This is a genomic window from Streptomyces sp. NPDC001020 (assembly GCF_053599115.1).
Window position 1 is genome coordinate 37,691 of record NZ_JBSFLQ010000046.1, and the last position, 11,809, is coordinate 49,499.

Here is an 11,809-nt window from a genome sequence, read left to right on the forward strand (position 1 = left end):
CTGCATCCGTGTCCGTCTGCACGGATCAGGTCGTCCGCATCGGCCCGCTCACCCTGCGGATCGCCAGTGACCGGCCGGACTTCCCTGCGTTGCACTACTTCAGCCGAGCCGCCCGGATGCCCGACGGCACCGCGCCGGACGTGGAACTGTGGTGCCTGTCGGACGCCGTTCCCGGGCTGCCCGCCGATACCACGGCACGCGCACGCAACTTCGCCTCCTGCTACTACGTGACCGACCATTTCGGTCCACCGGTGCACATGTCCAGCTCAGGCAACCGGATCGTGCTCGTGGGCGACCACCTGGAGCGGCTGGTCTGGCCGTACGTCGTGAAGTACCTGCTCCTGCGGCACACCGTCACCGCCGGTGGACTCTTCCTCAAAGCAGCCGCCCTCGCCGTCGGCGACGGGGCGACGCTGATCGTCGGCCGCGGTGGCGCCGGCAAGTCCGTCCTGGTCTCCGGGCTGTGCCAAAACGGCGACGCGACGTTCATCACCAACTCACACGTGATCCTCGCAGGCGGCGCCGTCCAGGGAGTCGCGAGCACCATGCGGATGCGGCCCGGCCCCTGGCTGGACCAGGTCGGCACGGCGAGTGCTGCGGCCCTCGACCCGAGCGAGCGCCTCGTCGACCCGTACGACGCCTTCCCCCGCCACGCGGGCGCCGCGGTGCCGCTGCGCGCCGTGTGGATCGCCGACTTCCGCGCCCCTGGCGAACATGACGTGCAACAGCTGACCCCCGACGAGGCGGTCAGCGTCGCCGAACAGTTCGCCTTCGGGCTCAACGTCTACCGGCTCGAAGAGGACCTGCTGGACCTGTGCGGCGGCGACTACCGCGCCTTCGCCGCGCAGTACGGACGGATGCGCGCGCAGCTACACACGGCCGTCAACACCTGCCCCACCTACCGCGTGCGCTCGGACGTCCAGCTCACCGCACACCGCGACCAGCTTCTGCACCTGCTCTCTGACGGAGGTACATCATGAGGGGCGCCCTCATCGGCTACGGCACCATCGCGACCGGCCACGCCATCGGATACCGCAACACCGCGGGCATCGACGTGATCGCCGTCGTCGACCCCACCCCGGCCCGCGCAGAGGCCGCCCGCAGCGCCGGACTGCGCGCATACGCCACCTACGCGGAGATGATCGACCACGAGACTGTCGACTTCGTCGACATCTGCACACCGCCCGCCAGCCACGCCCAGTACATCGAACTCGGGCTGCGCGACGGTCTGCACGTGCTGTGCGAAAAGCCGGTGCTGATGCCGCACGAGGGTCGCTACGACCGCGTGCTCGACCAGATCGCGGCCTCGGACAAGGTCTTCTACCCCTGCCACAACTACAAGTTCGCGCCCATCTTGACGGAGATGGAACGGGTCGTGCAGAGCCCCGGCTTCGGCGACGTCCTGAGCGCCCGCTTCCGCACCCTGCGCCGCGGCCACGCCATCGGCGTCCCCGAGTGGAACCCGCACTGGCGGCGCGATCCGGTCATCGCCGGCGGCGGGATTCTCCGCGACCACGGCCCGCACAGCGTGTACCTGGCGACCCACCTGACCGGACGCACGCCGCTGGCCGTGTCCTGCCTGATCGGTTCCATGCGCCACGACGGGCACACCGGCACGGAGGACACCGCGAAGCTGATGATCCGGTGCGACGGCGACGTCCAGATCGAACTGGATGTGACATGGTCGGCCGGCTACCGCAACAGCTACTACTCGATCATCGGCAGCGGCGGCTGGGCCACCGTGGAGAACGATGACGTCCAGTACAGCCTGAACGGCAAGCCGCACCGTACGGCCCTGCCGTCCAACTTCGACGACCCGCGGCACAGCGATTGGTTCGCCGCGATGTTCGCCGACTTCCTGATCAAGACACGGCATCCGGAGCAGGCGGCTGCGCTGCTGGCCGAGACACTGACCACCTCCCTGGTGATCGATGCGGCCTACGCCTCCGCGGCCGACGACGGCCGGTGGGTCGACCTGACGCCGGCACGGGACCTGCTCATGGGCGCCGGACGATGACGACACCGACCGGCGACAGCGCCGCCCCGGCGACACTCGAGGAAATCCGGGACTGGCTCAGCTGCAGGCCCACCGCCCGATCCGTGCTCGCCACCGGCTGCTTCGACCTCCTGCACGCGGGGCACCTGTCCTTCCTGGAGCAGGCGAGACGACTGGGTGACCTCCTGGTCGTCGGCGTGAACAGCGACCTGTCGGTACGGGGCCTCAAGGGCCCGAGCAGGCCCTTCGTCGGCGAACGCGAACGTGCCGCCCTCGTGGGCGCTCTGAAGTGCGTCGACCGGGTGTTCCTCTACGACGAGCCCACCGCCGACCGTCAGATCCGCTTCCTGCGTCCGCAGGTCTTCGCCACCGCGCGCGCAAGCCTCTCCGCGTACCCGAGCGAAGTGGCGGCCTCCGAAGAGGTCGCGGCACACGTGCACGCGATCGACCGGATCACGTCGTACTCCACGACCGGACTGGTCGACGCCCTGCGAGCGTCCCAATGACCGAGACCGTTATCGCCACCGGCAGCGCCCCGTGGATCCCGGTGCCGCATCTGATGGAGCTGGTTCGCGCGGACTCCTACCCGCCGGAGTACCTGACCACCGCGGCGTTCGGCCTCGTGTCCGATGCCCGAGGCCACCTGTTGCTGACGCACGTCAACCTGCCCGGACGCTGCTGGGACGTGCCTGGTGGACACACCGACCCGGGCGAGGACGCCCGGCAGGCCGCGGCGAGGGAGATCGCAGAAGAGACCGGGTTCCTCGTACCGGCCGAGGCACTGATGCTGCTCGGGTGGCAGCGCTTCACGCTGCGCGAAAGGCCACCTGCCAGCTACCCCTACCCGTTCCCGGTGTCGTACGCGCTGATGTTCACCGCGCGGACTGAACACGCCGGTCCGCCGGTGGAACCACCCCCGGACTCGGAGTGCGGGCCTGCTGGATGGGCAGCCCCTGCGCTGGTCCGGCAACGGTGCGCGACCTGTACCTGGCTGCCCTTCCTCGACGCGCTGCACGAGGTGTGATGCCACCCGCTGCTGCGGGATGCTCAGGAGGCTGAGCATCCCGCGTCGAATATGAGGAGACACCGACAGGTCGCCTCGTAGCTACGCCTTTGGACCGCTCGGTAGAGGCTCTTCGAGCGGCTCGAAGCCCTCAGGCAGCGGGATCCCGAACCGCTGGCACAGACGGGGCACATCGTGGCGATCGACATCACGAGCCTCGTATCCTGTGTGCCAACGCACAGCCCACTCAGCCGACTCGCACCGCACCGCCGTGCCGGCGATCGATCCATGTCCGGCAAGTGCTTCAGCCGGGAAAGGGCCACCATCCACTACGGATCCGTAGTGCAGTGATCCGTCGGCGAGGGGCTCATATAGGTGCAAGTCCACTCGCAACCGATTGCCGTCGTGCAGGACGAAATTCCACGGCCTGTCGTTCGGCCACGGGAAGATCCGGTCGACACCAACCTCTGCGAACGCGCGGAACAACCGCTCAAGATGTGCGGCCGGCGCCCATACATCGAGGTCGGAATGTGGTCGCGTCTGCTCCCCGAGCAGCGCATCCACGCCCCACCCGCCGCCAACACACGCATCTACGCCGTGGGCGTCGAGCCGCTCCACAAGCACGACTACATCCTTGGCTGACATCGAATACTCGCTCACTGCATCAGGGTAGAGGCTAGCTCGACCCCACATCTGACGATTTCTAGGAGGACAGCCGGAATACGCCGGAAACGTGCCGTAGGCCGCTGTGATCAACCCCGACGGCGGGCGGCGGGGTCGTGCTCAGCAACGTGTCGGGCGACGGCGTCGACTCCGGGGCGAGCGTAGCGTTCCAGGGACCGTACAACGACTCGACACCGTCTTCCAGCATGCCCGTTCCCTCTCATCCGCCCAGAGGCCGCTACCAGAACGAGCCTGGCTCCCCAGCGGACAGCGAGCCGATCAGCTCGCCGCCGCGCACACCGCCGTCCTCACCTCCACAGGAGCCCGCTAATGACCGCTGCCCCGACCTCCGGCTTCTCCGCTTTCGCTCTGGAACCATTCCCTGAGCTGAAGATGGGCGACGACCTGGCAGGCACCATCGCCAGCGTCCTCACTCGTACCGGCCTCGAGCTGAAGGACGGCGACGTCGTGGTGGCCGCCTCGATGTGGTTTCCAATGCGGAGAAGCGGCACGTCGATCTGACCAGCGTCGCCCCTGGCCCCGAGGCCGTGGAGCTGTCCGCCAAGACGGGCAAGCCCGCCGAGATCGTGCAGCTCATCTTGGACAATTCCACCTCGCACTTCCTGGCGACGGAGCGCGGCCCGATCATCGCCCGGCACACCCTGGGCTACCAGTTCACCTCCGCCGGGATCGACCGCGCTGGCAGCGAGGGTGCGTGGCTCCTCCCGGAGGACCCGGATGCCTCCGCCCGCGCGCTGCGTGACGCGCTGATCGCCTGCACCGGCGCAACCGTGGCCGTGGTCATTGCAGATTCCGACGGCCGCGCCGACCGGCGCGGAGCCACCGTCATCTCTATGGGAGCCGCCGGAATCTCCCCGCTGCGGACCACCGAGCACGGCGGCAAGCGGCAGGAGGAGACCTTCACCGACCTGATCGCCGCGGCGGCCGGGATCATCCTCGGGCAGCGCGGCCGTGGCGCTCCGGTCGCCGTCCTACGCGGCATCGCCTACACGGCGAGCGGCGAGGGCGTGGCCGCGATGCTCCACCACCGTCCGTGACGTGATCAGGTCCCCTGCGGCTCGGGAAGCACGCGAACGACCAGGGCATCGAGGCGTTCTTCCAGGGCGCGACGGGCGTCCGGCGCGATGGTGTCCAGGGCGACCATGGCGGTCACGATGACGTCGCACAGCTCCTTCTGTACGTCTGCCCAGTCGTGCGAGTGACCTTTCCTCGGGTTGGCTCCCATCGCCCCATGTACGGCCTCGGCAACCTCCCCGAACTCCTCCCCAATCTTCAGCACGCGAAGCAGCCGCACATCGGCCGACCCCGCCTGCTCGGCCTCGTCGTCCAGCCACTTCCGCAGGCGGCCAACCTGCTCCCAGGTGCGGTCTCCCATGAGGGTCCTCCTCGATCGTCAAAACAGTGCCGGCGCCAGATCGGCGGCCCGGTCGGGGGCGGTCACGGTGAGCGGCGCCGCCGGCCGCCCGTTCATGTGGGCGCCCATCGCGGCGAAGGCGGCGATCTGCTCGTCCGTGACCATCGTGGCGTTCGTGCAGATGCCGACGCCCATGCCGGCGTCATGGAAGGCGGCGGCTACCTCGACCAGGTCCTCGTGCATGAACGGCTCGCCGCCGGTGAGCGTGACGCGGTTGACGCGGGCTTCCGCCATCTGGGGCACCAGCCGCTCCCGCACCTGGTCGAGGGGCATGTAGTCCCCGCGCTTCGTCGCGGAGACGAAGCAGTGCTTGCAGCTCTCGTTGCAGGGTTCACAGATCTGCACGAGGGCCTTGCGGTGCGGGTGGTCGACGGAGGTGCGGAAGTAACACGAGGTGGCCTGGTCGGACGTGATGAGGGTGCGGGCGGTCAACGTTCCTCCACTGTGTCGGAGCGCCGCGTGTCGGCCGTCAGTACGGCCCAGGGCGGCGCGTGATGTGAGCTGGAAGGGGTCTTGGGCCGTCCGGTGGCACCGGGCGGCCATCTCCTCCGCGAAGCGGGCGATCGCCTCTGCGGTGTAGCCGTAGAACTGGCCCCGGACCGTGTCGTCGTCACCGGGCGGGACGTCCTCGCCCCACTCGATGACGTGGCACGCGCTGCGGTGTGTCGACCAGTGCACCCGGACCCGTGGGAAGCCGGGGTGTCCGGCGAGCGCGTTACGCACGAGGTGCGTGGTGGTCCGGTTGTCGGCGCTGATGTACCCGCCGCGCCGCTGGCCGCCGACCGGCACGGCCAGGTAGCCGATGCTGTCCACGACGACCACGGGCCCGGCGGTGATGAGCGTTGGAGCGGCCAGCCGCGCCCGGTGCCAGGACGCTTCCCACTCGTCGCGCCAGTCGGCCGGGCGTACTTCCACGGGCACACTGACGCGTCGCCGTACGGCCACGCTGAGCAGTCGAGAAGTCAAGGGAGTCTCCCGGTGGGGGCGTTGCGAGCGGGGAGAGGGGCGAGGGCCCCGGCAGGCGGCAGCATGGGGTGGGCCGGGGCCCTCGAGTCCCGGGCGGCCATCGGCCCCCACGACGGACTGCCCGGGAAGTGTTACCTGCCTCCGGCCGGGACGCTGCGCCAGGTTGCAGCGTCGGGCGGTGAGCGGGGAGCCAGTCGTGCCACGACCGGCCGGAGACAGGGACCTGGATAGATCAGGGCACGAGGTGGACCACCAGGGCGACGGCCAGGCCCACGAGGAGCACGTCGTACGCCCCGGCCAGCCACGTGAGCAGCGGGTGCCGCTTGCGGATGATCCGCCAGGCGGCCAGCCCGGTACGTCCGTCGGCCTGCGCGCGCAGCCCGAAGGCACGCAGGGATACGGACACGTACTGGACGGGCGGGCTGCTCTGCTGGGGGGCGTCCATGGCGATCCTTTCCGGATCAAGGGAAGGGGTGTAGCGGGGTTCGTCAGGCCGAGGTGACGCCACGGCGGTTGTGTGCTTTCACCAGCGCTTTGAGACGCCAGATGCACGGCTGGCTGCAGTAGAACGGGGGCGTCGCCCTATCCGTTGCTGATGCCGAGGACCAGGACGCAGAGCAGCGCGGCGAGGGTCACCACGTAGAGGATTTGGCGGGTGCGCTCAGTCACCGGCCGTCTCCTCCTCGGGAGCCACGTCGGCCCACACGCGCTTCCCGAACGAAAGAGTGTCGACTCCCCACCACCCGCGGCTAAGCGCCTTCACGATCTCCAGGCCCCGCCCGGACTCCTCGTTTGCGCTGGCGGCCCGGGGCCGCGGGTGTCTCCGCGACAGGTCCACCACGGCGACCCGGACCCGCTCGCGGCTCAGTCGCGTCACGGTCACCCGGACCGAGTCGCGCCGCGCGTGCTTCACCGCATTCGTCAGCAGCTCGCTGACGAGGACCTCGGCGACGTCCCGGACACCACTCATGCCCCAGACGTCCAACGCCAGGCCCACCAGGCGCCGGGCATGGCGCGCGGACTCCGGGACTCTCGGCAGCGTCTCGGTGTAAGCGGGCAGCGTGCCCGTTCCGGTCTCGACCATGAAGAGCGAACCAATCGGGCTTCGTTCAGCCGCCCCCGAGGGAGCCGGCACCGGGGCGGCGGCCGGGATACGGACGGTGGTCTCACGCATCCTGGCGACCCTTCGAGCGGGCGAGGACATCTCGGCCGAGGGCCGCCAGAGCGACGACACGCTCCGGCGGGCACAGGAGGCCGGGGCCGTCGAGTGGCGACACCCACCATGGCCCGCCGTCATCGACGGGTGCGGTGATGTCCGGCGAAGGGACCAGGAACAGGGCGCGCCGATGGAGCGTCGCGACCCACGGCAGAGGCTTGCTCAGTCGGGCAACGCGGGCCGGGAGCAGCGCGGTGTACGAGCCCTGGTGCTTGAAGCCGTAGGGGCTGTAGAACAGTGGCCCGAACTCCAGCGCTTCGGCGAGCGGGCCGGCGCACTCCTGGGGAGTGTCGAGGCCCACGGCCGCGTGGAGGATGCCGGCCGGGATCGCTGCGGCGGAGAACAGGACGCCGGGCCGCAGCCAGGCCGCCCCTCTCTCTTCCCACTCTGTCTTCGCCTGCGGGAGCGATGGCGCCGACGACAACAGCCAGTGCCCGGAGGCCATCTGCCGTTCGAGCCTGGTCGTCACCGCGGACCCGTGCACTGTCCTTGGCAGGGGCGTCTTGGTCATTCCAGCCCTCTTGTCCACTCGGGGAGGAGGGCAGCCAGCGCCTGGTGCAGTGTGTCTGCGTCCGTGAGCTGGATCGTTCCCCGCCGCGGAGGCACAAGCCAGTACGCGCCAGGCGGCCTGCGACGGTTCGCGGGCGGAAGGTTGAGGTCCCTCGTGACAACCAGCGGTCCATCGGCCGGGATCGGGGGCCAGCCGGCGGTCGCACCCGTCTCGACAAAGAAGTAGACGGCGCGTGTGGGCCCTTCCGGATCCACGGCGACGGTTCCAGGCGGATTCAGCTGAGTGAGCGCCTGGAGGCCGTAGTACCTGCCGACCCTGATTGCCTCCCCCCCCTGGCGCGCTATGGCGTCTTTCGAGCGTGCGAAGACGGGCAGCGGCTCTGTCAACACCTGAGTCTCATCTCGTCGGTGACTGCGGTGAGCAGGAAGCTATGCCGCATTCAGACCAACGACCCGAACTGAGAGTTCGGGGGAACTCCTAGTTCGGGTTCACGTGATGCCGAGGCGTTCAGCGAGGTTGGACGCCTGCCGCCGGTAGGTCGGGCGTACACGGTGGAGGAGACCCGTCACCATGTCGAGCGCGAGGGAACTGCGTGTCATGTCCTCGAGACTCAGCTTCTCCAGGTCCAGGAGGTGCACGAGGAGAGCCGCGTCGTCTCGCCGGAGGTCGTAGCAGCGTGCGAGGTTGAGCGTGAATGTGAACTGCCGTTCACGGCTGGGGAGTCGGGAGATATCGACCTCGTCGGCCAGGCGTAGCCCTTCTGCGCTCTGACCGGCGAGCATTTCGATGCTGAGGGCGTGCAGGTGGATGTTGACCGGGCCGAAGACGGTCCACATGACGTTGGAGTCGCCAGCTCGCTTGCCGAGCGGAGTTGCCTTCTGGAGGAGGCGCTCGCGGGCCTCCCACCACTTCTTGTTCTGCGCTTCCGCTACGACGCGGACGAGTTCCAGCGCCCCTTGCATTGCCGCAGTGTCTGTACTCGCCGGCACGGTGCCGAGTTCGTCGATCGCGGTGCGGGCGACCTCCGCTGCTTCCTGCGCGCCGTCGTCCTGAGAGAGGAGGCAGTGCCCTATGTTCCAGTGCGCCGCAGCGAGCCGGATCGGATCGTCCGCCTCCTCCGCCGCGCGGCGGGCCCGGTCGGCGACCATGAGGGAGAGGTCGAGGCGGCCCGATCGGCGGCAGTAGGAGCGCAGCAGGCCGTACAGGTCGGCCGCTGCACGGAGGACATCGCGCCGTGCCGTTGCGTCGCTCGATGTGCGGTGCGCTCGGATGGAGTGCTCTACGTCCTCGATGAGGGCCGGGAGCACGGTCTCGATTTCGGTGAACCGCTCCTCGCTGGTCTGCCAGGTTCGCCACGCCGCTTCAACGCGCTCCCGGAGCTCCGTCGGGCCCGCAGCCGCGTCTTTGCGAGTCGAGCCGTACCCCATGAGCGCCCGAGTGACCTTCGGTGCGGTTGTCAGCGAGGGCGGAGCCTTCCTGGGCGGTTCGTCGGATAAAAGCGCCCCAACTGGGACGTCAAGCTCGGCGGCGATCCGTGTCAGGAGCTTGGGTGAGGGCGTGCGCTTCCCGTTCTCGATCATCGAGAAGTACCGCTCGGAAACCTCACACAAGCCCGCGACGGCCGCCAGAGATCGGTTACCGTGCTTCTTCCGGTAGTGCCTGATTCGTGCCCCGATGGGCAGCTTCGGTTCCACCATGCGCCCTCCTGTATCGCGAGCGTAGGGGAAACCGCCCCGCCGCCGGGACCTTCCGCCACTATCGGGGGACACGTTGTGATCAAACCCCGGGGAGGGACGGCACGTATGCCTCGTCTGGTTCTGTGGGACATCGACCACACACTCATCGAGTCGCGCGGCGTCGGGCGCGAACTATCCGCGGCGGCCTTCGAGCAGGTGACTGGTCAGCGCATGCGGGATCAAGCGAAGATCGATGGCATCACAGAGGCCGTCATCTTCCGGGAGACCGCGAAGCTCCACGGCCTCACGACGAGCCGAGCCGACTTCGGGCGATTCGCCCAGGCCCTCGCCGAGCAGCACGTCCAACACGCTCGGGAGCTGAGGGAACGCGGGTCCGCGCTCCCCGGCGCGGCAGTGGCCCTAGACGCCCTCGCCACAGCAGGCGTGCGACAGACCGTAGTGACGGGCAACGTCCGCAAGGTCGCTGAGATCAAACTCAACGTCTTCGGCCTCGACACGCACATCGACTGGAACGCCGGTGCATACGGAGAGGAGGCGGACCTCCGCCCCGCCCTCGTCGACCTCGCCCTCACCCGCTCATCACATGTGGCGGCTCAGACGGTGCTGATCGGTGACACTGCTGCGGACGTCGAAGGCGGGCGCGAGAACGGCGTACGCGTCATCGCTGTCGCGACTGGCCGGACCTCCGCAGCCGAGTTGCGTGAGGCGGGCGCCGATGTCGTCCTCGACGACCTGACCGACACTGCCCTCCTCCTCAAGCTCGTCACGAACCCGACGTAGGACGAGACTTCGGCTGCCAGCCCACCTCGGGCCGCTGGTACTCGGCCTACACAACACCAACGTCACCGTCGTCTCCCAGGCGACGATCGACCACGTCGTCCCTCTGGCCAACGCCTGGCGTTCCGGAGCCGACACCTGGACTGCCACCCGGCGCAAAGCCTTCGGTAACGACCTCAAAGACCCTCAGCTCGTCATCGCCTCCTCGTCCTCCAACAGCAGCAAAGGCGACTCCGGCCCCGACGCCTGGAAGCCCTCGAATACCGCGTTCTGGCGCACCTACGCCAAGGACTACACCCACGTGAAGTACACCTTCGCTTGAACACCACCGGCACGGAGAAGAGCGCACTGTCTGCTCCTGACCCGGGCCGACTGCCGCGAGCGAGCACTGGTCGGCAAGCTGTTGGGGTCTGGTCCTGCCTGACCAGCCCAGGGCGAAACTGCTGCCGTCCAGGGCTCCTTCAAGAAGACACTGCGTGGCATTCCAGAGGTGTGGCAGCGTAGTTGCAGGCCGGGTCTGTCACTCCCCCCGTGGTGACGGACCCGGCCTGGCTGTGCTCGACCGCGGCGGTCCAGTCGCCGTCGCGGTCCGGTAGCAGCACCGCGCACTCCCATTCGGCCGCCAGGCGCATCGTCCAGCCCTCCTGCGCGGCAGCCGGCTGCTCCTGCACCGGGGTTGCGGTGGCCGGGCCAGCCGGGGTCAGCTGCGCACAGCGGTGGAGCGCCCGTCGCCTCACCCCCACCTCACTTGGCCCGGGTCTGTCAACTCGGTCGGGTGAACCCGCCCGCGATCGCAGAACCCTGCGGGCGCTGGTACGTACTGCCTGGCATGGAGCCGATCAATGACGCGCATGTGGCAGAGCCGGGGCTGGTCGTGGTGGAGGTGGCTGCCGCCGATGACGAGACGGCGTTCGCCTTCCAGGCCGCGCTCGCTAACGAGCTCGGGGGAAATACGGGCTGGGGTGGTCGGCCGTGACATGGGAAGGGCCGTGCGGGTTAGGTGAGTTGTGAAGCTGACCTGGGCCCGCACGGCCTGCTCCCATCCTGCCCTGTCCGGGGTCTGCCGCGCACACTTCGGCGAGTTGTTTGCCGAGCTCGCCGGCCCGTGGGAGGCCGCACGGCAGTCCGCACTGTGGACGGCACGCGGTGGCCAACGCCGACGGGCGGCCGGGGCCGGACGCAAGCCGAAGCTGGTCTTCCTCGACCGGCTGCTGATCACCCTGGTGATCCTGCGCCACCAACTGCCGCACGAGGTCCTCGCCGAGTTGTTCGAGGTGGACCGCTCCACTGTCTCCCAGGCCGTTCGGCAAGTACGGCCATTGCTTGCAGCCCGTGGCTTCGCCGTGCCCGACCGGCCCGGGGTGCGGCTGAAGACACTGGAGGACGTGTTCGCCTACGCCGAAGCCGAGGGCGTCGAGCTGAGGCTCGACGGCGCCGAGACCCAAGTACGGCGCCCGCAGGCGTCACGCCCCGGACGCCGGGCCTTCGTGTCCGGCAAGCGCAGGCAGAACACCATCAAGTCGACCACGTTCAGCGACGGGCAGG

At 68.9% G+C, this 11,809-nt stretch carries 17 protein-coding genes and 2 pseudogenes; 10 read left to right on the plus strand and 9 right to left on the minus strand.

From position 1 onward, the window contains the following. The first annotated feature begins 8 nt into the window (after positions 1-8). The 4 genes from ACWDEX_RS31925 to ACWDEX_RS31940 are packed head-to-tail and all read left to right on the plus strand — an operon-like array spanning position 9 to position 3,020. The gene (locus ACWDEX_RS31925; RefSeq protein WP_450467950.1) at positions 9-980 is read left to right on the plus strand and encodes a hypothetical protein; all 972 of its coding nucleotides are present in this window, start codon (positions 9-11) and stop codon (positions 978-980) included. Continuing rightward, positions 977-2,017, plus strand: coding sequence for a Gfo/Idh/MocA family protein (locus ACWDEX_RS31930; RefSeq protein WP_450467951.1), 1,041 nt, complete (start codon positions 977-979; stop codon positions 2,015-2,017). The genes ACWDEX_RS31925 and ACWDEX_RS31930 overlap by 4 nt, the downstream gene beginning before the upstream one ends. Further along, positions 2,014-2,502, plus strand: coding sequence for an adenylyltransferase/cytidyltransferase family protein (locus tag ACWDEX_RS31935; protein ID WP_450467952.1), 489 nt, complete (start codon positions 2,014-2,016; stop codon positions 2,500-2,502). Before ACWDEX_RS31930 ends, ACWDEX_RS31935 begins: the two co-directional genes overlap by 4 nt. Beyond that, positions 2,499-3,020 (plus strand): NUDIX hydrolase, encoded by a 522-nt coding sequence (locus ACWDEX_RS31940; protein ID WP_450467953.1) that lies wholly within the window; start codon positions 2,499-2,501, stop codon positions 3,018-3,020. The genes ACWDEX_RS31935 and ACWDEX_RS31940 overlap by 4 nt, the downstream gene beginning before the upstream one ends. 81 nt (positions 3,021-3,101) lie before the next feature. Here the strand turns inward: ACWDEX_RS31940 and ACWDEX_RS31945 are convergent, their stop codons facing one another. Beyond that, entirely contained in the window at positions 3,102-3,692 is a 591-nt protein-coding gene (locus ACWDEX_RS31945; protein WP_450467954.1) for a nucleotidyltransferase domain-containing protein, read from the minus strand. 300 nt (positions 3,693-3,992) lie between these two features. Between ACWDEX_RS31945 and ACWDEX_RS31950 the strand changes: the two genes are divergently transcribed. Then, positions 3,993-4,184, plus strand: coding sequence for a hypothetical protein (locus tag ACWDEX_RS31950; RefSeq protein ID WP_450467955.1), 192 nt, complete (start codon positions 3,993-3,995; stop codon positions 4,182-4,184). Then, positions 4,148-4,720 (plus strand): coenzyme F420-0:L-glutamate ligase, encoded by a 573-nt coding sequence (locus ACWDEX_RS31955; RefSeq protein ID WP_450467956.1) that lies wholly within the window; start codon positions 4,148-4,150, stop codon positions 4,718-4,720. The genes ACWDEX_RS31950 and ACWDEX_RS31955 overlap by 37 nt, the downstream gene beginning before the upstream one ends. Before the next feature lie 5 nt (positions 4,721-4,725). Here ACWDEX_RS31955 and ACWDEX_RS31960 read toward each other — a convergent pair whose 3' ends face one another. From ACWDEX_RS31960 to ACWDEX_RS31990, 7 genes are all read right to left on the minus strand, one after another. Further along, positions 4,726-5,058 carry a MazG-like family protein gene (locus ACWDEX_RS31960; RefSeq protein WP_450467957.1) on the minus strand — a complete coding sequence of 111 codons (333 nt, stop codon included), beginning with the start codon at positions 5,056-5,058 and terminating at the stop codon, positions 4,726-4,728. A gap of 18 nt (positions 5,059-5,076) precedes the next feature. Further along, on the minus strand, positions 5,077-6,063 hold the full coding sequence (locus ACWDEX_RS31965; protein ID WP_450467958.1) for a DUF6302 family protein: 987 nt from the start codon (positions 6,061-6,063) through the stop codon (positions 5,077-5,079). Positions 6,064-6,295: 232 nt separating this feature from the next. Continuing rightward, a complete protein-coding gene (locus ACWDEX_RS31970; RefSeq protein ID WP_450467959.1) occupies positions 6,296-6,508 on the minus strand; it encodes a hypothetical protein in 213 nt (70 codons plus the stop codon). Between the two features lie 216 nt (positions 6,509-6,724). Beyond that, entirely contained in the window at positions 6,725-7,237 is a 513-nt protein-coding gene (locus ACWDEX_RS31975; RefSeq protein ID WP_450467960.1) for an ATP-binding protein, read from the minus strand. After that, entirely contained in the window at positions 7,230-7,790 is a 561-nt protein-coding gene (locus ACWDEX_RS31980; protein WP_450467961.1) for a hypothetical protein, read from the minus strand. The genes ACWDEX_RS31975 and ACWDEX_RS31980 overlap by 8 nt, the downstream gene beginning before the upstream one ends. Continuing rightward, positions 7,787-8,176, minus strand: coding sequence for a hypothetical protein (locus tag ACWDEX_RS31985; RefSeq protein WP_450467962.1), 390 nt, complete (start codon positions 8,174-8,176; stop codon positions 7,787-7,789). The genes ACWDEX_RS31980 and ACWDEX_RS31985 overlap by 4 nt, the downstream gene beginning before the upstream one ends. A gap of 102 nt (positions 8,177-8,278) precedes the next feature. After that, positions 8,279-9,487: a helix-turn-helix domain-containing protein gene (locus ACWDEX_RS31990; RefSeq protein WP_450467963.1), complete on the minus strand. Its 1,209-nt coding sequence runs from the start codon at positions 9,485-9,487 to the stop codon at positions 8,279-8,281. Between the two features lie 105 nt (positions 9,488-9,592). On the opposite strand from ACWDEX_RS31990, the gene ACWDEX_RS31995 reads away from it, so the two are divergent. After that, positions 9,593-10,267 carry an HAD family hydrolase gene (locus ACWDEX_RS31995; protein ID WP_450467964.1) on the plus strand — a complete coding sequence of 225 codons (675 nt, stop codon included), beginning with the start codon at positions 9,593-9,595 and terminating at the stop codon, positions 10,265-10,267. A 103-nt stretch (positions 10,268-10,370) separates the two neighbouring features. Then, positions 10,371-10,436, plus strand: a pseudogene (locus ACWDEX_RS32000) (HNH endonuclease); the annotation flags it as partial. A gap of 289 nt (positions 10,437-10,725) precedes the next feature. Here ACWDEX_RS32000 and ACWDEX_RS32005 read toward each other — a convergent pair. After that, entirely contained in the window at positions 10,726-10,935 is a 210-nt protein-coding gene (locus tag ACWDEX_RS32005; protein ID WP_450467965.1) for a hypothetical protein, read from the minus strand. Between the two features lie 158 nt (positions 10,936-11,093). On the opposite strand from ACWDEX_RS32005, the pseudogene ACWDEX_RS32010 reads away from it, so the two are divergent. Continuing rightward, a pseudogene (locus tag ACWDEX_RS32010) lies at positions 11,094-11,198 on the plus strand (DUF6207 family protein); the annotation flags it as partial. A gap of 73 nt (positions 11,199-11,271) precedes the next feature. Beyond that, positions 11,272-11,809 (plus strand): helix-turn-helix domain-containing protein (locus tag ACWDEX_RS32015; protein WP_450467966.1); only part of this gene is annotated, 538 nt, incomplete at its 3' end.